37 protein-coding genes are annotated in these 18184 nt (G+C 72.2%); 36 read left to right on the forward strand and 1 reads right to left on the reverse strand.

Features of this window, described 5'->3' with window-relative positions:
• The first annotated feature begins 29 nt into the window (after positions 1–29).
• From IH54_RS0109310 to IH54_RS0109400, 19 genes are all read left to right on the forward strand, one after another.
• Positions 30–302 (forward strand): hypothetical protein, encoded by a 273-nt coding sequence (locus IH54_RS0109310; protein ID WP_031514775.1) that lies wholly within the window; start codon positions 30–32, stop codon positions 300–302.
• Positions 299–460 (forward strand): hypothetical protein, encoded by a 162-nt coding sequence (locus tag IH54_RS45380; RefSeq protein ID WP_159011724.1) that lies wholly within the window; start codon positions 299–301, stop codon positions 458–460. Before IH54_RS0109310 ends, IH54_RS45380 begins: the two co-directional genes overlap by 4 nt.
• Positions 457–822: a hypothetical protein gene (locus IH54_RS0109320; protein ID WP_031514777.1), complete on the forward strand. Its 366-nt coding sequence runs from the start codon at positions 457–459 to the stop codon at positions 820–822. The genes IH54_RS45380 and IH54_RS0109320 overlap by 4 nt, the downstream gene beginning before the upstream one ends.
• Entirely contained in the window at positions 819–1391 is a 573-nt protein-coding gene (locus IH54_RS0109325) for a hypothetical protein (RefSeq protein ID WP_159011726.1), read from the forward strand. The genes IH54_RS0109320 and IH54_RS0109325 overlap by 4 nt, the downstream gene beginning before the upstream one ends.
• The gene (locus IH54_RS0109330) at positions 1384–1758 is read left to right on the forward strand and encodes a hypothetical protein (RefSeq protein ID WP_159011728.1); all 375 of its coding nucleotides are present in this window, start codon (positions 1384–1386) and stop codon (positions 1756–1758) included. The genes IH54_RS0109325 and IH54_RS0109330 overlap by 8 nt, the downstream gene beginning before the upstream one ends.
• Positions 1755–1988, forward strand: a complete 234-nt coding sequence (locus tag IH54_RS0109335; RefSeq protein ID WP_031514783.1) for a hypothetical protein — start codon at positions 1755–1757, stop codon at positions 1986–1988. Before IH54_RS0109330 ends, IH54_RS0109335 begins: the two co-directional genes overlap by 4 nt.
• A complete protein-coding gene (locus tag IH54_RS0109340) occupies positions 1985–2878 on the forward strand; it encodes a PD-(D/E)XK nuclease-like domain-containing protein (protein WP_031514785.1) in 894 nt (297 codons plus the stop codon). Before IH54_RS0109335 ends, IH54_RS0109340 begins: the two co-directional genes overlap by 4 nt.
• Positions 2875–3912 carry a hypothetical protein gene (locus tag IH54_RS0109345; protein WP_234343425.1) on the forward strand — a complete coding sequence of 346 codons (1038 nt, stop codon included), beginning with the start codon at positions 2875–2877 and terminating at the stop codon, positions 3910–3912. The genes IH54_RS0109340 and IH54_RS0109345 overlap by 4 nt, the downstream gene beginning before the upstream one ends.
• Positions 3913–3978: 66 nt before the next feature.
• A complete protein-coding gene (locus IH54_RS0109350) occupies positions 3979–4725 on the forward strand; it encodes an exonuclease domain-containing protein (RefSeq protein ID WP_031514789.1) in 747 nt (248 codons plus the stop codon).
• Positions 4725–5084 (forward strand): hypothetical protein, encoded by a 360-nt coding sequence (locus IH54_RS0109355; protein ID WP_159011730.1) that lies wholly within the window; start codon positions 4725–4727, stop codon positions 5082–5084. Before IH54_RS0109350 ends, IH54_RS0109355 begins: the two co-directional genes overlap by 1 nt.
• The gene (locus IH54_RS0109360; protein ID WP_031514793.1) at positions 5084–5338 is read left to right on the forward strand and encodes a hypothetical protein; all 255 of its coding nucleotides are present in this window, start codon (positions 5084–5086) and stop codon (positions 5336–5338) included. Before IH54_RS0109355 ends, IH54_RS0109360 begins: the two co-directional genes overlap by 1 nt.
• Complete coding sequence (locus IH54_RS0109365; protein ID WP_031514795.1) at positions 5335–5859, forward strand: RusA family crossover junction endodeoxyribonuclease; 525 nt, start codon at positions 5335–5337, stop codon at positions 5857–5859. Before IH54_RS0109360 ends, IH54_RS0109365 begins: the two co-directional genes overlap by 4 nt.
• Positions 5856–6179 carry a hypothetical protein gene (locus IH54_RS45385; protein ID WP_031514797.1) on the forward strand — a complete coding sequence of 108 codons (324 nt, stop codon included), beginning with the start codon at positions 5856–5858 and terminating at the stop codon, positions 6177–6179. The genes IH54_RS0109365 and IH54_RS45385 overlap by 4 nt, the downstream gene beginning before the upstream one ends.
• Entirely contained in the window at positions 6176–6562 is a 387-nt protein-coding gene (locus IH54_RS45390; RefSeq protein WP_043180286.1) for a WhiB family transcriptional regulator, read from the forward strand. Before IH54_RS45385 ends, IH54_RS45390 begins: the two co-directional genes overlap by 4 nt.
• Positions 6559–6795: a hypothetical protein gene (locus IH54_RS0109380; protein ID WP_031514802.1), complete on the forward strand. Its 237-nt coding sequence runs from the start codon at positions 6559–6561 to the stop codon at positions 6793–6795. The genes IH54_RS45390 and IH54_RS0109380 overlap by 4 nt, the downstream gene beginning before the upstream one ends.
• A complete protein-coding gene (locus IH54_RS41455; RefSeq protein ID WP_052397237.1) occupies positions 6792–7526 on the forward strand; it encodes a WhiB family transcriptional regulator in 735 nt (244 codons plus the stop codon). Before IH54_RS0109380 ends, IH54_RS41455 begins: the two co-directional genes overlap by 4 nt.
• 26 nt (positions 7527–7552) lie before the next feature.
• Positions 7553–7759: a helix-turn-helix domain-containing protein gene (locus IH54_RS0109390; RefSeq protein WP_031514804.1), complete on the forward strand. Its 207-nt coding sequence runs from the start codon at positions 7553–7555 to the stop codon at positions 7757–7759.
• A complete protein-coding gene (locus IH54_RS39515) occupies positions 7756–8133 on the forward strand; it encodes a hypothetical protein (protein ID WP_043180288.1) in 378 nt (125 codons plus the stop codon). Before IH54_RS0109390 ends, IH54_RS39515 begins: the two co-directional genes overlap by 4 nt.
• An 18-nt stretch (positions 8134–8151) precedes the next feature.
• Positions 8152–8493: a hypothetical protein gene (locus tag IH54_RS0109400; RefSeq protein WP_031514806.1), complete on the forward strand. Its 342-nt coding sequence runs from the start codon at positions 8152–8154 to the stop codon at positions 8491–8493.
• Between the two features lie 95 nt (positions 8494–8588).
• On the opposite strand, the gene IH54_RS0109405 is transcribed toward IH54_RS0109400, so the two are convergent.
• The gene (locus IH54_RS0109405; protein ID WP_031514808.1) at positions 8589–8843 is read right to left on the reverse strand and encodes a type II toxin-antitoxin system Phd/YefM family antitoxin; all 255 of its coding nucleotides are present in this window, start codon (positions 8841–8843) and stop codon (positions 8589–8591) included.
• A 156-nt stretch (positions 8844–8999) separates the two neighbouring features.
• On the opposite strand from IH54_RS0109405, the gene IH54_RS0109410 reads away from it, so the two are divergent.
• From IH54_RS0109410 to IH54_RS0109485, 17 genes are all read left to right on the forward strand, one after another.
• Positions 9000–10046: a hypothetical protein gene (locus IH54_RS0109410; protein ID WP_031514810.1), complete on the forward strand. Its 1047-nt coding sequence runs from the start codon at positions 9000–9002 to the stop codon at positions 10044–10046.
• Positions 10043–10717 (forward strand): hypothetical protein, encoded by a 675-nt coding sequence (locus tag IH54_RS41460; protein WP_052397238.1) that lies wholly within the window; start codon positions 10043–10045, stop codon positions 10715–10717. The genes IH54_RS0109410 and IH54_RS41460 overlap by 4 nt, the downstream gene beginning before the upstream one ends.
• Entirely contained in the window at positions 10714–10947 is a 234-nt protein-coding gene (locus tag IH54_RS45395; protein ID WP_159011732.1) for a hypothetical protein, read from the forward strand. The genes IH54_RS41460 and IH54_RS45395 overlap by 4 nt, the downstream gene beginning before the upstream one ends.
• A gap of 15 nt (positions 10948–10962) precedes the next feature.
• Positions 10963–11190 carry a hypothetical protein gene (locus IH54_RS0109420; RefSeq protein ID WP_031514813.1) on the forward strand — a complete coding sequence of 76 codons (228 nt, stop codon included), beginning with the start codon at positions 10963–10965 and terminating at the stop codon, positions 11188–11190.
• Between the two features lie 39 nt (positions 11191–11229).
• Complete coding sequence (locus IH54_RS0109425) at positions 11230–11433, forward strand: hypothetical protein (RefSeq protein ID WP_031514814.1); 204 nt, start codon at positions 11230–11232, stop codon at positions 11431–11433.
• A 120-nt stretch (positions 11434–11553) separates the two neighbouring features.
• Positions 11554–12111 carry a hypothetical protein gene (locus IH54_RS41465; RefSeq protein WP_052397239.1) on the forward strand — a complete coding sequence of 186 codons (558 nt, stop codon included), beginning with the start codon at positions 11554–11556 and terminating at the stop codon, positions 12109–12111.
• Positions 12108–12476, forward strand: coding sequence for a DUF2493 domain-containing protein (locus IH54_RS0109435; RefSeq protein WP_031514818.1), 369 nt, complete (start codon positions 12108–12110; stop codon positions 12474–12476). Before IH54_RS41465 ends, IH54_RS0109435 begins: the two co-directional genes overlap by 4 nt.
• Positions 12473–12784 carry a hypothetical protein gene (locus IH54_RS0109440; protein WP_031514820.1) on the forward strand — a complete coding sequence of 104 codons (312 nt, stop codon included), beginning with the start codon at positions 12473–12475 and terminating at the stop codon, positions 12782–12784. Before IH54_RS0109435 ends, IH54_RS0109440 begins: the two co-directional genes overlap by 4 nt.
• Entirely contained in the window at positions 12781–12933 is a 153-nt protein-coding gene (locus IH54_RS45400) for a hypothetical protein (protein ID WP_159011734.1), read from the forward strand. The genes IH54_RS0109440 and IH54_RS45400 overlap by 4 nt, the downstream gene beginning before the upstream one ends.
• On the forward strand, positions 12930–13274 hold the full coding sequence (locus tag IH54_RS47600; protein WP_031514822.1) for a hypothetical protein: 345 nt from the start codon (positions 12930–12932) through the stop codon (positions 13272–13274). Before IH54_RS45400 ends, IH54_RS47600 begins: the two co-directional genes overlap by 4 nt.
• A 3-nt stretch (positions 13275–13277) precedes the next feature.
• On the forward strand, positions 13278–13454 hold the full coding sequence (locus IH54_RS45405) for a hypothetical protein (RefSeq protein ID WP_159011736.1): 177 nt from the start codon (positions 13278–13280) through the stop codon (positions 13452–13454).
• A 2-nt stretch (positions 13455–13456) separates the two neighbouring features.
• Positions 13457–13672 carry a hypothetical protein gene (locus IH54_RS0109460; protein ID WP_031514824.1) on the forward strand — a complete coding sequence of 72 codons (216 nt, stop codon included), beginning with the start codon at positions 13457–13459 and terminating at the stop codon, positions 13670–13672.
• 55 nt (positions 13673–13727) lie between these two features.
• The gene (locus IH54_RS0109465; protein ID WP_031514826.1) at positions 13728–14051 is read left to right on the forward strand and encodes a hypothetical protein; all 324 of its coding nucleotides are present in this window, start codon (positions 13728–13730) and stop codon (positions 14049–14051) included.
• 55 nt (positions 14052–14106) lie between these two features.
• A complete protein-coding gene (locus IH54_RS0109470; protein ID WP_031514829.1) occupies positions 14107–14370 on the forward strand; it encodes a hypothetical protein in 264 nt (87 codons plus the stop codon).
• Positions 14367–14924, forward strand: a complete 558-nt coding sequence (locus IH54_RS0109475) for a hypothetical protein (protein WP_159011738.1) — start codon at positions 14367–14369, stop codon at positions 14922–14924. Before IH54_RS0109470 ends, IH54_RS0109475 begins: the two co-directional genes overlap by 4 nt.
• Positions 14921–16318 carry a phage terminase large subunit gene (locus tag IH54_RS0109480; protein ID WP_043180291.1) on the forward strand — a complete coding sequence of 466 codons (1398 nt, stop codon included), beginning with the start codon at positions 14921–14923 and terminating at the stop codon, positions 16316–16318. The genes IH54_RS0109475 and IH54_RS0109480 overlap by 4 nt, the downstream gene beginning before the upstream one ends.
• Before the next feature lie 219 nt (positions 16319–16537).
• On the forward strand, positions 16538–18139 hold the full coding sequence (locus tag IH54_RS0109485) for a phage portal protein (protein WP_031514834.1): 1602 nt from the start codon (positions 16538–16540) through the stop codon (positions 18137–18139).
• Positions 18140–18184: the final 45 nt, after the last annotated feature.

Raw genomic sequence — 18184 nt, forward strand, 5'->3', positions numbered from 1 at the left:
GGCTGCGCTGCCCCCGCGGGGTGGTCGCCGTGGATGAGGCCACCGAACTGGACGTCCTGCGCGGGCTCCTCGCGTTCGGCGGGGCTGTCGGCGCCTGGTGGATCGCCGGGGCGTCGGCCCTGTGGGTGCAGCGCGTCGTGCCGCGCGCCGTGCACGCCACGGCGGACGCGGCCCGTGACCGGGCTCTCGTTGCCCGGTGCTGGCTCGACGAGCTGACGGAGTACCTGCACTCCACCCCTGCCGCGCGACCCGCGGCCCACCTTTCCTCTCGTACGACCGGGATCCATGGGGGACTCCGATGAACAACTTCTTGCCCGCCTTCGCGTTCATGGCGGTCGTCGTGGCCGCCACCGGAGCGCTGACCGGGTCCTTCCACGAGGTGCTGCCGCCGGAGCCGTGCCCGCGTGGGTGCGGCGCCCCGGCCACCGCCGGACACCAGTGCACCGGGGGTGCCCGATGACCGAGCCCCGCATCCACCGCATCACCCCGACCCCGCTCCCGGACGGCGCCGACCTCGGCGTGGAGGGGTACGCGCGGCAGCTCCTCGCCGACGTGATCGGTGTGCTCGCCGACCGGGACGACCTGCGTGAGGACCTGGACCGGCTCCTCGACACGGACGCCCCGAGGCATGACCCGCACGTGCAGGACACCGGGTCCCGCGACGACAAGTTCATCGACGACCTCGTCCGGGCGCTGGGCCCGGCGACCCTGACGATCCGTATGCGCACCCGCGAGGCGGGGCGCCTGGCCGAGTCCCTGTCGGAGATCGCCGACCCGCTGGTGGTGCAGTGGCCGTGGCTGCGGAGGGGTGAGGTCGCGTGAGCGCCCCGAGGATGCCGGAGATTCGGCAGGCCATCGCCCAGGCCCGCGCCCTGGACGGCCGGGAGGACACGGAGGAGTTCGTCCTCCAGTCCCCCGGGCTGTTGGCCCGGCTGGTGCAGTACCTCGACCTGTACGTCGGGCACGAGCCGACGTTGGCGGAGGAGGAGGCGTACGTCCGGCAGCAGCACCGCGCCGAGACCCGACGCGACGCGTACCTCGAAGCCGCGGACCAGATCGAGGTGTGGCAGAACGACGCCGACGACGCGGTCGCCCTGGATCACGGGGCGCTGACCGACGCGGAGACCGCGGCCCATGTCGCGGTGCGCCGGATGGCGAAGGCCCTCCGCGAGGTGGCCGCCGCGATGGCCGCGGGCGAGCCCGCCCGGCCCGCGCCGCGTACCCGCGTCCTCACGCAGGCCTTCGCCGGGGCCAACCCGCACCTGACGATCCGCCTGGAGTTCGGCCCGGAGTACACCAACGACGGCGTCCAGGCCATCACCGACCGGGTCCGGGCCGCCGCCCGCAACGGGCTCGTCGAGGTCACGGAGGGCGGTGAGCCCCGTGGCTGACCCCGTCCTCCTCGCCGTCGCCTCCCGCGCCACCAGCGTCGCCGACTGCCGACACCTGCTCGACATGCTCGGCCTCCTCCCCACCGTCACGGAAGCGGAATCCGCGCTCCCCCAGGACGACCAGGAACACGGCCGGATGAGCACCTACCGGCACGGCTGCCGCTGCCAGGACTGCCGCAACGCCAACGCCCGCCGCCACAAGCAGTGGCGTCACCGCGCCGCCCACAACCCCCAGAGCGCAGACCGTGCGGGCCACGGCAACGCGAGCACTTACAACAACCACGGTTGCCGGTGCGAACCGTGCACCGAGGCGCACATGGCACGCATCAACGCCTACCGCGCGGCCCGGAAGGCGGCTGCCGCATGACCGCCGTCCTGACGCGCCGCGCGCACCTCGCGCTGGCCATACAGCACATGCCCGAGCCGATCCGCGCCGCTGACCTGGCCGCCGCCAACGCCGCGGCCGGGTTCGGCGCCGCCCGGAACACCGGACGCCTCGACGCCCGTGCGCTCGTCCGCGCCGGGCTCCTGGCCCCCCTGCCCGGGCCCGGCAACCGCACCTACACCCGCACCACGACGGAGGCCACCGCCTCATGACCACCCAGACCCTGACCGGGGCCACCACCCCGGCCGGCGGCCGGGACCTCCCCGGCGGCATCTACCAGATGACCGCCGAGGAATACCACGCCGACCCCGTCCCCGGCGGCTCCCTCTCCTCCAGCGGCGCCCGCAAGCTCCTCGCCCCGTCCTGCCCCGCGAAGTTCCGCTACGAGCAGGACCACGGCCAGCAGGCCCGTGCCGTGTTCGACTTCGGCCAGGCCGCACACATGCACGTCCTCGGCGAAGGCCCCGAGATCGTCATCGTCGACGCCGACGACTGGCGCACCAAGTCCGCACAGCAGCAGCGCGCCGAGGCCCGCGAACGCGGCGCCGTCCCCGTCCTCACCGCCGAGTACGACCGCATCAAGGCCATGGCCGCCGCACTCCGCGAACACCCCATCGCCCGGGCCCTGTTCGACCCGGACCGAGGCCGCCCCGAGCAGACCCTCATCTGGCGCGACCGCCGCACCGGCGTCATGCGCCGCGCCCGCCTGGACTGGCTGCCCGACCCCGGGCCCGGGCGGCTGATCATCCCCGACTACAAGACCTGCGCTTCCGCCGAGCCCGCCGCCCTGGCGCGCGCGGTCGCGACGTACGGCTACCACCAGCAGGACGACTGGTACCGGGCCGGCGCCCGCGCCCTTGACCTCGCCGACGAGGCCGCAGCGTTCGTCTTCGTCTGCCAGGAGAAGACCCCGCCCTTCGTGGTCACGGTCTTCGAGGTCGATGCCGCGTCGCGCCGGATCGGCGCCGCCCGCAACCGCCGCGCGATCGAGGTCTTCGCCGAGTGCCAGCGCACCGGCCGGTGGCCCGGCTACGGCGACGACATCGCCTACCTCTCCCTTCCCCCGTACGTCGAGCGCGCTGATACCGAGGAGTACCTGTGAGCCACCAGTCCATCGAGCGCATGACCCCGGCGGCGGCCCCGGCCCGGGTCGGGCAGGGCACCGCGGTGGAGCAGTCCCGCGCGGTCGCCGAGGTGCAGGCCGCGATCGTCGTCGCGCAGCAGTGCCCCCGCAACATCACCTCCGCCATCGCCGAGATGCAGCAGGTCTGCAAGCGGCGCGCGCTCGCGGAGAAGGCGTTCTACTCCTTCCCCCGCGCGGGCAGCACCGTGTCCGGGCCGACCGTGCAGCTTGCCCGGGAGCTGGCCCGCTGCTGGGGCAACATGCAGTACGGGCTGATCGAGATGCGCCGCGACGACGAGTACGGCGAGTCCGAGATGCAGGCCTTCGCGTGGGACGTCGAGAAGAACAGCCGCGTCTCCTCGACGTTCATCGTCCCGCACCGCCGCGACACCAAGACCGGTCCCACGAAGCTCACCGACATGCGGGACATCTACGAGTCGAACGCCAACAACGGCGCCCGCAGGGTTCGCGAGCAGATCTTCGCCGTGCTGCCCGGATGGTTCGTCGACGAGGCCATCGACACCTGCCGCAAGACCCTCGCCGACGGCGGCGGGGTCCCGCTGCCGCAGCGCGTCTCGCAGGCGGTCCAGGCGTTCGAGGGGATCGGCGTGCACGTCGACCGCATTGAGACGCGGGTGGGTCGGCCGTCGGGGAAGTGGACGGAGCACGACCTCACCGAGTTGCAGATCCTCTTCCGGTCGATCAACCAGCGGGAGGTCACAGTCGATGAGGCGTTCCCGCAGCCGCGGGTGACCGTCGACGAGATCACCCAGGCCGCCGCGCGGCCCGCCCGTACACCGGGGCGACCGGTCGAGCGCAGCGTCGACTCGGCGCCGCACGAGTGGGACGTGAACGACCTCGCCGCGACGCTCGGGATGACCGAGGACGACCTCGACGAGCGGTGCATCCGCGTGACGGGCGGCCCGTTCGCGACCGCCAGCCCGGAGCAGATCCGGACCCTCACCTTGAGCCTCGTGGCCGAGGTGGATGCGCTCGACCGCGCCCAGCAGTAGCCACCCGCTTCGCGGCCGCGCCCGCCCGTCCGAAGCAGGCGGGCGCGGCCACCACAAGGAGAGCACATGAAGTTCATCGAGATGCGCCGGGGCGCCTGGGACACGGAGACCACCGGCCCCGACCCCACCACCGCCCGCATCGTCACCGCCGCCTTCATGGTCCGCGGCGGCGGCCGAGACGACACCGTCATGTCGTGGGTCATCAACCCCGGCGTGCCCGTCCCGGACGAGGCCGCCGAGATCCACGGGTACACCACCGAACGCGTGCAGGCCGAAGGCCAGGACCCTGCGGTTGCGCTGGACGAGATCGCGTCCCGCCTCACCGCGGCAATCGGCTGGGGCATGCCGCTGGTGGCGTTCAACCACTCCTTCGACTGGTCGGTGCTGCACTACGACCTCCAGCGCAACAACCTGCCGACCGTCGCCGACCGCGTCGGCCCGGACGCGGTCCTGCCGCTCCTCGACCCGCACGTCATCGACAAGCAGATGGACAGGTACGTCCGCGGCACCGGCATGCGGAAGCTGAAGCCGACCGCGGAACGGTACGGCGTGGAGCTGGAGGACTGGCACACCGCCGAGGCCGATGCCCTGGCCGCGCTGCTGATCGCCGAGGCCCAGTTCGACGGGCGGTACGCCCGGCTGGGCGAGGTGTGGGACCGCGGGCCCGCCGCCATGTTCGAGGCGCAGCAGAAGTGGCGCGCAGACCAGCAGGCGTCACTGGCCGCGTGGTTCACGGGGCGTGGCGAGCACGAGACGGCGGCGTCCGTCCGTACGGAGTGGCCGCTCATTCCGGCTGCGGGCGGGGTGGCGTGATGACGACGAAGCGCACCCTCTCGCGTCAGCTCGCGGACGCCCGCGCGCAGATCCGCCGCCTCGCCGACGCCCGCGAGGACGCGGTCGGCACGGCGGGCACGGAGCACTTCAACGTCGTCCGCCTCGCCAAGCAGCTCGCGGAAGCCCGCGAGGAGAACGACGCACTGCGCCGCCGACTCGAAGCCCGCCTGACCACCACGGCCCCGGCCGACTGGGCGGAGGAACGGTCCGTGTTGCGGCGCGCGCTGGTCCTGTGCGAGCGGGCCCGGGCGTCGCTGGACGCACAGTGCCGCCAGCTCGGCGCAGTGAACGACCGCATGAACCGCGAGCTCCACGACAGGGCGGAGGTGGCGGGCTGATGCACATCACCGAAGCCATCGCCGCCTCCATCGTCGCCCTCTCTGGGGTCGTCGTGGCCGTCGCAGCGGGGGTGTGGACGTGGCGGCAGGCCCGCCCCGCCACAGCCCCGCAGCAGCCCGCGCGGCGCCCGGCCGCGGACGCGTACCTGCCCTGCCACACCCCCGTGTGCGGGCACATGACCACCCCGCACGACCGCACCCCGGCAGGCCTGACCTGCCGCAGCTGCGGCACCACCACGGAGGTCGAGCAGTGAACACGCTCCCCCTCACCGCCCCGGCCGCCACCACGGCGGCCGGGGCCCCGGCCCCCGACATCACCATCACCGTCCACGGCCACCGCCCCGCCCCCCAGGGCTCCAAGCGGCACGTCGGCAACGGCCGCCTCATCGAACAGTCCAAGCGCGTCAAGCCCTGGCGTGCGGCCGTCGAGGACGCCGCAGTCGCCGCCATGACGTCCGGGCACATTGGTGCCACGCCGGTGCACCGCCCGCCCCTCGACGGCCCGCTGTCCATCGAGATCGCGTTCACCGTCCGCAAGCCCGCCTCCGCCCCGAAGCGGCGCACGACCTGGCCGACGACCCGCGACAGCGGCGACATCGACAAGCTGCTCCGTGCGACGTTCGACGCGCTCACCACCTCCGGGGCGATCGCCGACGATTCCCGGGTCGTCGAGGTCGTCGCGCGGAAGGTGTTCCCCGGGGAGGGGCTGGACGCCCTGGACGAGCCGGGCGCGGTCATCCGCGTCTGGCGCCTCCCCACGGCGGTGGCTCAATGATGACCGCCCTCGCGCTCTTCGACACAGACGCCGTCCTCACTACGCAGTGCGCGCGCTGCGACCAGCCCGCCACTACCCGGGTGCACACCCGGCCCGACCTCCAGGCCCGGGACACCTGGCCGTACGCCGTCACCGGACCCACCACGGTCACCTCCCCACCCCTCCACGCCGGGGCCGACAGCGCACCCATGTGCGGGCCCTGCGCGGCCGACATGGTCACGGCGTGGCGCAGCAGGCACCGCGCCCCCTGCGGCGCCACCTACGACCTGTGGCACGTCTGGACCACACGGGTCGGACCGGACCGGGCGGTGACAACGTGAGCGCCCCCACCCCCATCGGCCTCGTCTACGCCATCACCCAGCTCACCGCCGCGGGCAAGAGCGCCCGCGAGATCGGCCAGCAGCTCGGCATCAGCCCGCGCACCGTGACCCGCTGGCGCACCAAGCCTGTGGCCGAGCCCGCGCCCGAGACGCCGGCCACCACCTGGACCGACAAGGCGCTGTGCCGCTTCGACGAGCCCGAAGTCTTCTTCAACGATCGGTACCTCGGAGCCGCCCGCGCCACGTGCCGGACCTGCCCCGTACGCCGGCAGTGTCTCGCCCTGGCCCTGACCGCCGAAGGCACCCTGTCCAAGCACAACAGGTACGGGGTCTTCGGGGGTCTCACCCCCGAAGAGCGCGCCGCCCGGGCGCAGGCGTCATGACCGCCCGCACGCGGCGCCGTTCCGCGATCCCCGAATTCCACCCCGGCCAGATCCTCGACTGGTCGTCCTCCGCCCACTGGGACTACGACGGGCCCGGCCCGTGCCGCTACTGCGGCCAGCCCACACGGCTCCTCGACTCCCACCGGCACCACGCCCACAAAACCTGCGCCGAAGCGGCGTTGGCCGCGCAGTACGCCCAGGCCCAGGCCGACTACCAGGACGGTGCCCTGTGACCGCCCCACGCACCGCACACGAGCGCTGGTGGGAACACGCCGCCTGCAAAGGCCAGCCCCTCGAAGCGTGGTTCCCGCCCGCCGGTGCCAACGCCCTCCCCTCCTACGCACGGGCCCGCCGAACCTGCGCCGCCTGCCCCGTCCTGGCCGCCTGCCTCGACGAAGACATCCAAACCAGCTCCCTCCACCACCGCTTCGGCATGCGCGCCGGCCTCCTGCCCGAAGAGCGCGACGCCATCGCCCGCGGCGACATCACCGCAGACCAGGCCCTCGATCAGGCGCTCGCCGACCTCGAACCCCAGGAGACCACCGTGACCGTCACCGACATCACCCCCACCCCGCCCCCGGCCGAGCAGATCCCCACGACCACCGAAGCCCTCATCGAGTGGGGTGCCGCCCACACCTCCAGCCGCGTCCAGTCCCTCGCGGGTAAGGCCCGCTCCGCCCTGGCCGACCTGCGGCAGGCCGCCGAGCGCGAGGCCCGCGTCACGGACGCCGAGGCGCGGATCAAGCGGCTCAAGGCGCAGCTGGCGAACGCCGAGCGGGACCTGGCCGCAGCGAAGAGCACGAAGCCGAAGCCGGGCAGCACGACCACCCTCCCCGCCGGGACGACCGCGGACTACCCGGCGATCCGCGCCTGGGCCCGGGAGAACGGCATCAGGGTGCCGGAGCGGGGCATCCCGAAGCGCGAGATCCGCGACGCGTACTACGCCGCCCACAACGCCGCCTGACCACGCCCCGAGAGGACCACCGCACCATGACCATCCACCGCGGCACCGACCGCACCAACACCGCCACCACCTACCGCACCCGGTACGAGGCCGGCGACAGCATCCGCGGCATCGCCTTCGCCACCGGCCGCTCGTACGGGTACGTCCGGAACCTGCTCCTCGAAGCGGGCACCACGCTCCGCCCGAAGGGCGCCCTCCGCCGCGGCGGAAGCGTCCGGAGCGTGGCCCGGTGACGTACTTCCACGGCGGCATCCCCGGCCTCACGGCGGGTGACTGGATCCTGCCGCCCGACCAGACCGGCACCACCCGGACCCTGTCCGCGATCGCCGCCGAGCACGGCGGCCCGGCCTACGCCACCCGCACGGACATCGTCTACGTGACGACCGGCCGCGACGTCGCCCGCTCCTTCGCCGCGTACTACCCCGACGGCGCCCTGTACCGGGTCGAGCCCGACGGGGCCCTGGAGCCGGACCCGGACAGCGGGATCCCGGGCCTGTCGTGGCAGTGCCCGCGCGCCCAGGTCGTGGCCGTCGTCGACCCCGTCGTGCTGTTCCGCACCCGCACGCCGGAGCGCTGGCTCCGCATGCTCCAGCCCACCACCGCCTGAACCACGAAGGACACCCCGATGGGATTCAGCCGCTCCACCTACTTCGCCTACGGCCTCCGTATCAACACCGACCAGTACGCGTGGGTCGAGTCCGAGCACGCCGAGGCCGAACTGCCGAAGATCAAGGCCGATTGCCCCGACGTCGGCCACCTCTCGGCCGGTGACTACGACCGGGACATGTTCTTCCTCGTCACCAAGTGCAACGAGGTCGACCTCGGCGAGTACGAGCACGTCACCCCCCAGAGCGCCACCGCCGAGCAGCTCGCCGACTGGGACCGGCAACTCGTCGCCGCCGCCATGGCCCTCGGCTACAAGGACACGTCCGCGCCCGGCTGGCTCGTCGTGCCCGACTGCTCCTGACCCGCCCGGCCCGCGGCGACTTCCCCCGCCGCGGGCCCCCGCACAGCACAAAGCCCCGCACAAGGCGGGGCCAGCACGGAGAGGAGAGGGCCGTGTCAGGACTCGGACTTGGCCGCCGCGCGCCGCGCAATGTTCTCGGCCGCCAGGACGTCGCCGGGCGCCGCCACCGGGCGCTCGCCGAGGGCGTCCAGGGCGCGCTCGTAGAAGTCGAACGGCACGATCACGGCTGCCTCCTTCCGACGGTTGATCAGCACCGTCGCCTCTCCGCCGAAGCGGGCGCGCGAGATCACCTCACCGAGGACGTTGCGCGCCTCAGCGATCTTCGCGTGGTGCTCGGTACGGGTGCTCATGCCGCCAGGGTAGCGGAATCGCTACAGATCACAACAGCGCGAATTTGCGTTCTTAGCTATGATGGTCACGTTAGGCACGATCAAGGCGAGCCCCCCTGAAGGGTCCGATTTCACATGCCCTGAGCCCCTGACCAGCACAAACCGAAAGAAGCCCCGATGCCCTGGGTCCGCCTGGACGACCGCTTCCCCTCACACCGCAAGGTCGCGCTCCTGTCCGACCGCGCCTTCCGGCTGCACGTCTCCGCGCTCTGCTGGGCCTCGGAGAACCTGACCGAGGGCAAGATCCTCGACCGCGAGTTGCCCGTCATCGCCCGCATCCGCGGCATCAAGGCCACCGCCAAGGAACTGGAAGCCGCCGGGCTGTGGGACCGCGCCGAGGGCGGCTGGACGATCCACGACTACCTCGAATACAACCCCGACCGCGCCAAGGTCCAAGCCGAACGCGAAGCGAACGCCCTCCGGCAGCAGGCATGGCGAGACCGGAAGAAGGCCGAGAAGGAAGCTAAGGCCGCCGCAGAGAAGGCTGTCCGTAACGCCGCGCGTAACGGCGTTACGGACAGCCCCTCGGAGCACCGAAACGACACGACGGCAACAGCAACGCGACACGACGGCGACACGAACGCGGAAGAAAACCGCCTCACAAATCAGCAGTCACCGCAGGTCAGCGAGATTCGTAACGCCGTTAATAACGGCACCCCGTCCCGTCCCGTCCCTCCTTCTCCTTCAGAGAAGGAGAAGGAGGAAGAGACAGCTAGCTACGCGCGCTCGCCCGAGCCGCCCCGCATCGGCGACCGCCCCCGCATCCCCGCGGCCTCGCAACCCCTCGTTGACGAACTGGAGCGCGCCGGCCTCGTCGTCGGCTGGGACCTCGACTCCGCCGAGTGGTTCCTCATCGAGGCCCTGATCCAGCGGTGCACCATCCCCCGCCTCGTCGTCTCCGCCCGCTCCAGCTGGCAAGGCGCCCGCAAGCAGCCCCGCAGGGGCAACTACTTCATCCCCGCCTGGCGAGTCCTCGCCGACGCCCCCGCCCAACCCGAAGCCGAACAGGGCTACTTGCCCGCCGCAGTCGGCGACAACGTCCACCAGCTTCCCGACCCCAGCCAGCGCCCCTCCGTCACCGACGCCCGCGTCAACCAGGCCATCGAAGCCGGGCGCCGCATGCAAGCACTCGCCGACGCCAAGCGCGCCCAGGAGCAGTCATGACCGACACCATCACCTTCGCCGAGATCGGACTCCTCCTCGGCCTCGCCGCAGCCCGCGACCAGCGCACCGTCGGAGACGCCGACACCCTCGCCTGGCACGCCGACCTCAACGCCGCCAGCATCGACTACCAGACCGCCGAAGCCGCCCTCTCCCGCTTCTACGTCGACCAGGCCGGGACCCCCGCCGACAAGCGCTACCGCGCCACCAGCCCCGACATCATCGGCATCGCCCGGAAGATCCGCGCCGAACGCCTCACCAACTACACCTACGTCCCGCCCGAAGGCGACCAAGACCCCCAGTACCTCCACCGCCTCCGCGGGCAGATCGCCGACGTCGCATCCGGAGCCGTCCCCGCACCCACCACCCCCCTCGCCATCACCGGCGGCCCGCACCCCGACGTCACCGCCCGCCTTGCCGCGATCGGCCGCTACATCCCCGACCACGTCCGCCAGGAACTCGCGCCCCACCGCCCGGCCGCCGCCGCCCGCGAAGCTGCCATCCGCACGGGAAGCGCCGACTACCTGGCCGTCGACTGCCCCTGGTGCAAGGCGCGCTCAGGCCAGCAGTGCCAGCGCGGTGGGCGCCCCGGCGCCTCCCGGGCAAGGACCACGCCGCACCCGTCCCGTGTCGAAGCCGCCGAAGCCGCACTCGGCCACCGGGAGACGGCGTGACCGACCCCACCGAGGACGACATCACCGCCCTCCGCCGCCAGGGCGACCTGGGTGCCTACCTCCGCGACCTCATCCGACCAACCCGCCACACCCCCGAGCCCCGAGCAGGGCCCGACACCCCCACCCACGGACCCGGACACCACCGAGGCGCCTGGCCACACGGCACCCACCCGGCCACCTCCGCGATCTGCACACCCGACTGCAACTGCGCCACACCGCCCCCGACCTGAACGGAGACCACCCCGATGCCCGAGACCCGCCTCCAGTGCCTCACCCCCAGCGACGCCGAAATGGTCATCGCCGAGCACGCCGACTACTTCGGCGCCGGCCCGTCCAACACCGTCCGCCAGGACGGCGCGACCGTCGTCATCGACTACTTCGACAAGCGGTGGCCCCTCGACATCGCCGAGTGGGCAGCCGAGCAGGGCCACGCGTCCGACTCCGCTGCCGCCCGCGTGATCGCCGCTCTCTGACCCGCCGAACCCGCACCGCCATCCGAACCGGAGACCTCCATGCCGACCAACCCCAGCCCCTGCCCCGGCTGCACCAACCGCCGCGCGCCCGGCAAGTACCTCTGCGCCACCTGCTGGTCCGCCCTCACTGCTGCCGCCCGCCGCCAGCTCAACCGCCGCGGCGACGGCGCCATCACCCGCTACCGGTCCCTCCACGACCAACTCCAGGCCGGCGTCCCACTGGCCGACATCCGCATCGACTGATTGGCCATACGCCCACCTGAGCCCCGAACACACCCCCGAGTAACCGCACACCCGCACGACACCCCCAACGCCCCGCACACGCCCACACGGCGCCGCCCACAACCCCCGCCAGGAGAACTGATGACCCAGCCCAACCCGGTTCCGGCACCGACCGCGCGCCCACAGCGCACCGAGCAGCCACCGCCCACGGTCGCCGCGATGCAGGCCGCTGCTGGCGCGCTGCACTTCGAGCGGTTCGGCACCACCGACCCGGAAGCCGCCCGCGCCGCCGCGCGCTGGTACGCCGAAGCCGCAGCCGAGGTCGCACACATCGAGGACGACGCAGCCCGCGAGGAGCAGCAGGACCGGGCGATCACCCGGTGCGCCCACGCAGCTGGCGACCACCAGTGGTGCGACGTCACCTGCGAGGTCGCGATGCCGTCCGAGGCGATGCGCAACTTCATCGTGGCGAAGGGTTACCCGGGTACGGCGGGCGCGCTCGCCGAATTGGAGCGGCGAGCCGCGGCCCAGGCCCAAGTGCCCGCCGTGCTGTCCGAGGCTGAGCGGACCACGCTCACCTACGCCCTCGACCAGGCCCAGGAACGCATCTGGGCCGACGCCGGCTTCACCGAGCAGGACCAGGCAGCCGTGGACTCCCTGCGCCGCCTCACCATCCCGGCAGGCGGTGAGCAGGCGTGAGCACCCCCACTTACCGCGTCCTCGTCACCGGCTCCCGCGACTGGCACCAGCCCGTCAGCATCGAGATCGCCCTCACCTCCCTGCTCCTCACCCGCCGCCACATAACCGTCGTCCACGGCGCGTGCCCGCGCGGCGCCGACGCCATGGCCCACGCCTGGGCCACCACCCGCGGCATCGAGGTGGAGCCGCACCCCGCCGATTGGCAGCAGCACGGGAAGGCCGCAGGGTTCCGCCGCAACGCCGAGATGGTCAACCTCGGTGCTGACCTGTGCCTCGCGTTCATCCGCAACAGCTCCCGAGGCGCGTCGCACACCGCGGCGCTCGCCGACGCCGCGGGCATCCCCGTGAGGCGGTGGACCGCATGAGCGCGCCCGCCCTGGCCCTGTTCCCCGTCGAAGCCATCCCCCGCCCGCGGCCGGCCGCGCCGCCCGGACCGGTCGCGGCCCCGCGGTGCACCTGGCACCGCGGCGACGAGCTCCCGCCCGCCACCCACCGCCTCATCGTCGCCATCAACCTGCTCCACCCTTGCTGGTGGCGCGACTACGCGCCCGGCCGCACGTACATGGTCGGCACCGCGATCTGCGCCGAGCACGCCGCACGCGGCGGAAGCGGCCTGTGGGGCGACGAGATGGTGCAGCACTTCATCCCCCTCGACCAGGAGATCCGCCCGTGACCGACACCCTGCGCATCGCCACCATGGACCCCGCCCTCGGCCTGGCCCTCGTCGACTGGCTCGACACCGCCGCCAACGACGCCGAACAGATCGGCGCGTCTCCGCAGGCGTTGGCCGTCGCCCGCCTCATCAACCAGGAGCAGCCGTGATCTGCCCGCCCTGCGCCCGCGCCGCCGACACCCACGCACCCCGCGACCAGCACTGCGCCGACCCCAAGTGCATGTGCGGCCACCGCACCGACCGCTACCGGGCCCCCGCCGAAACGCCCCACGACGCGCTGCCGTGCACCTGCACCTTCAGCGAACGGTGCACCGCCTGCCGCGCCTCCAACGACGCGCCCACCGGGCTGGCCGCCATCGCCGCCGCGTACGACCAACTCGACCGCACCACCCAGGCACACACCGAACTCGTCGAGGCCCGCATCGCGCAGGTCGAGGCGCAGCCCGGCGACCGCATCGTGATCATCCCGCGCACCACCAAGGAGGACTGACCCATGCCCACCACCCCCTGCAACGCCAGCATCATCGGCGTCGGCAACCAGCCCGACACCCCCATCACCTGCCACGGAGAAGCCGGACACCCCGGCCCGCACCAGCACACCGTCCTCGGCCAGTGGACCGACGACACCAACGGCGCCGAACCCCACCGCGACACCACGAAGGAGAACTGACCATGCCCAAGCCCACCGTGGGCCGCATCGTCCACTACGTCAGCACCGCCACCGGCACCCCCGTCTGCCGCGCAGCAATCGTGACCGAGACCCGCGACCAGCGCATCAGCGTGCAGGTGTTCCTCCCTGACACGATCTTCCCCGACAGGGACGTCGCGCACAGCGAGACCTCCCACGAGGGCGGCACCTGGCACTGGCCCGAACGCACCGAGGACTGACCCACCCCCGGGCGCCCCGCCATCCCGGGGCGCCCACCCCAGCAAGGAGCACCACATGCCCACCCCCGCCGACCCCGCCGAGCAGCGCCGCATCCTCCGCCGCACCCTCGAACGTGCCCTCCGCCAACACACCGCAGGACGGCCCAGCGCAGCACCCGCCCTCGCCGAAGCGGCGTGGCGCATCATCGGCCCCGCCCTCGAACAACGCGACCACCGCATCGACGAGCTGCGCGCGGCCAGCACATGCGACGCGTCCCTCGACACCGGGTTCGGGCAGCCGATGGGCCCGTGCGTCCTCCGCGGCCACCACGACGGGCCCGTACACCAAGACGCCACCGGCGCCCGCTGGTGGAACACCACCCCTGACCAGCAGTCATAGCCGACAGGCATAACCCCATGCGACGATCAACAACCAGGGAGGAGGGAGCAGCATCATGACCAACGACGACGCCCCTTGGACTCTCAACCACCAGCCGCGAATCCTCATCCAGAACGAAGCCCGCCCCGGCGCGCCGGACACGGACGGGCGCACCTGGACGGAACGGCGACTCACCGGCCTTGGGGTGGCCTTCTGCGACTGCGGCTACACCACGGGCCTCGTGCCGCGCGAGCAACTGCCGGACGGTCTCCAGTTCGCTCGCGAGCACCCGCCGTTCGGCTCGGCTGCGCTCGCGGCGGCGGAAGGAGGCACCCGGTGACCACTGAACCCGGCGCCCGCGACTGGGAAGCCGAAGGCATCCCCCCACCCCCACCAGCAGCCGACCCCCGCCGCAACCCTGGCAATGGCCGCTACATGCCCAACCCCGCCACAGACGCCCGCTGCGCCTGGGCCGCCGCCCGCTGGGCCATCGACGGCTGGACCATGCAAGAGATCAGCGACACCATGGGGCTCGGCAGCAAAGGCAACGCCCACCGGCACATCCAACGCGGCCTACGCGCCACCCGGGAAGCCACCGCCGCCACCGTTGAGCAGGCCCGCGCCGCACACCGCACCCGCCTGGAGTACGCCGTTGAGGTCGTTCTCGACATCCTGGAGACGGAGCACATCACCGTCTCCCACGGCCGCGTCGTCAAGGACGACCAGGGCAACACGATCATCGACGACGCCCCGCTCCTCGCCGCCGCCGACCGCCTCCGCGCCCTCTCCGAGTCCCTGCGGAAGCTCGACGGCCTCGACGCGCCCGCGCAGGTCCAGCACTCCGGCGACGTCACCTACCAGCTCATCGGCATCGACCCGGAAGACCTCAAGTGACCGCGACCGTCGTCCGCTACGAGCCCCGCGGCGCAGCCCTGGACATGTTCCGGTCGAAGGCCAACGAGATCCTCATGTCCGGCGCGGCCGGCACGGGCAAGAGCGTCGGCGCGCTCATGAAGGTCCACCTCGCCTGCCTCCACACCCCCAAGGTGCGGGCCCTGATCGTCCGCAAGACCCACGCCTCCCTCACCGCGTCCACGCTGGTGACGTTCCGGCAGAAGGTCGCCGCCGAAGCGATCGCCGCCCAGGTCGTAAAGTTCTACGGCGGGTCCGCGCAAGAGCCCGCCGCGTTCCGGTACAGCAACGGGTCCGCGATCGTCGTCGGCGGACTCGACCGCGCCACCCGGCTACTGTCCACCGAGTACGACCTGTGCTTCGTCGACGAGGCGATCGAGACGACCGCCGAAGACCTCGACACGATCGTCACCCGGCTGCGGAACGGGCGACTCTCCTACCAGCAGTTGATCATGGCGACGAACCCCGGGCCCCCCACCCACCACCTCAAGCAGCGCGCCAACGCCGGGCGCTGCCAGATGCTGTACTCCCGCCACGAGGACAACCCCCGCCTCTACCACGACGGCGAATGGACCGAGTACGGGCGCGCCTACCTCGAACGCCTCGACAGCCTCACCGGCGCCCGCAAGGACCGCATGCGCTTCGGCAAATGGGTGGCCGCCGAAGGCCTCGTCTACGAGGCGTGGGACCCGGCCGTGCACCTCGTCGACCCGTTCGAGGTACCGAAGGACTGGACCCGCTGGTGGTCCGTCGACCTCGGCTACGTCAACCCGACCGTGATCCAGTTCTGGGCCGAGGACCCGGACGGCCGGCTGTTCCTCTACCGGGAGATGTACCGCACCAAGACCCTCGTGGAAGACCACGCCCGCGCCGTGCTCCGTACGGTGCAGCGCTGCGTGAGCCACTGCCGGGCCAACAAGACCAGCTCGCACAACTGCTTCACCTGCGAGGCCTGCGTGACCGAGTGGACCGAGCCGCGGCCGCGCGCGGTCATCACCGACCACGACGCGGAGGACCGGGCGACGTTGGAGCGGCACCTGAAGCTGTCCACCACCGCGGCGCACAAGGGCGTGTCGGACGGGATCCAGGCCGTGCAGGCGCGGCTGAAGCCCGCGGGCGACGGTCGGCCGCGGCTGTTCATCATGCGCGGCGCGCTGGTGGCGCGGGACCCGGAGCTGGACGCGGCGAAGAAGCCGTGCTCGACGGAGGACGAGATCACCGGGTACGTCTGGGACCGGGGCACGGCTGCGCAGCAGGCGGGCGAGAAGCCCGCGAAGGACGCCCCGTTGAAGCTGAATGATCACGGTATGGACGCGATGCGGTACGTGGTGGCTGAGCGGGATCTCGGCGGCCGGCCGCGGATCCGCCGCCTGTAGTCCGCGGCGCGCTCGCCGCACCCAACTTTCGAGGAGTCGTCATGAGGATCCCCACACCCCGCGCACCGAAGAATTTCCTGCCACTAGCCAACTTGACAGGAGGATTTACACTCATGGCAGTGGGATTCGGGATTATCTTCGGACTCGGCGTTGGGCTCGTCGTGGGCGGGGCGCTCTGGGTGACGGCCCAGACGGTGGCGTACAGCGAGAGGGGGCCCAGTGGGCAAGACACTGCTGGACCCCCTCCGCGCCGTACTCCGTAACGCTGCCGCCAACCCCCCAGTCCCCTACGCCTCCACCCGCGGCGGCCGTCTCGGCGGGATCCTCGGCCGGCCCGCGGGCATGGAAGCGCAGATGCGCGCCCAGGGCACCAACGGCACCCTCTTCGCGATCGTCGACCGCACGTGCACGTCGTACTCGCAGGTCGAGTGGCGCCTCTACCGCAAGGCCCGGTCCGGGCTGAAGAACGACCGCACCGAGGTCACCGCGCACGCAGCCCTCGACCTGTGGCACGCCCCGAACCCGTTCATGACCGGGCCCGCGTTCAGGGAGGCAGCCCAGCAGCACGAGGAACTGACGGGGGAGCAGCGGTGGGTCATCTCCCGCCACGCCGCGTCGTCCCTGCCGTTGGAGCTGTGGCCCGTCCGCCCCGACCGCATCGAGCCCATCCCCTCGGCGACGGAGTTCCTCTCGGGGTACGAGTACCGCGGGCCCGGAGGCGAGGTTGTCCCGCTCGGTCTGGACGACGTGATCTCCATGCTGCGCCCCAACCCGCTGGACCCGTACCGCGGGCTCGGCCCCGTGCAGACCGTCCTCGTCGACCTCGACGCCTCCCGGTACAGCAGGGAGTGGAACCGGAACTTCTTCGTGAGCTCGGCCGAGCCGGGCGGGGTCCTCCAGGTCGAGAAGCGCCTCGACGACGACGAGTTCGACGAGCTACGCGCGCGCTGGAACGAGCAGCACCGCGGCGTCGCAGCGGCCCACCGGGTTGCGATCCTGGAGAACGGCATCCAGTGGGTCGACCGCAAGTACACCAACCGCGACATGCAGTTCGCCGAGCTGTCCCAGGTGAGCGACGAGAAAATCCGCGGCGCGTTCGGCTTCCCCAAGCCCCTCCTCGGCGCCGTTGACGACGTCAACAGGGCCAACGCGGACGCCGCCGAGGTCGTCTTCGCCCGCTGGCTCCTCGTGCCCCGACTGGAACGCACCAAGGCCGCCCTCAACACCCGGCTCCTGCCCATGTACGGGCCCAGCGCGCGCGACCTGGAGTGGGACTACGTCTCCCCTGTCCCCGAGGACGCAGACGCCGAAGCCGCACGGCTCACCTCCAAGGCCGAGGCGGTGCAGTCCCTCATCGCCGCCGGCGTGTACGGGCCCGACGCCCTCGCCGCGGTGGGCCTGCCGGAGATGGAGTTCGGGCAGCCCGGCAGTGACCCGGACCGGGAGCTGCTGATCCGTCTCGTGACCGGTGCCCCGTCGCTGGCGCCGCTGATCCTGCCCATGCTCGGCTTCCAACTGCCCGCCGAGCCGGGCACGCCCGCGACGACACCGGCGCAGGCCGCGTGGCAGCGCGCCGTCGCAGGGATCACCGGCGGCTCGGACGTCCCCGACGTCGACGACGCCCTCCGCTGGATCGCCGTGTCCGAACACGACGACGACGTGTGCCAGCCCTGCGCCGACAACGACGGCGCGCTCTACAAGAACCGGGCCGACGCCTACGCGGACTACCCCGGCGGGTCCGGCTACATCCACTGCATCGGCGCCCAGTACGGCAACGAGTGCCGCTGCAAGGTCGTCAAGCGCGGCAAGGAGGACTCGTGAGCGTCCTCTGCGCACCCCAACCCGGCCCCTCCGCAAGGCAGTTGA

The organism is Streptomyces sp. NRRL F-5123, assembly GCF_000721495.1.
In the GTDB taxonomy this organism is placed as follows: domain Bacteria; phylum Actinomycetota; class Actinomycetes; order Streptomycetales; family Streptomycetaceae; genus Actinacidiphila.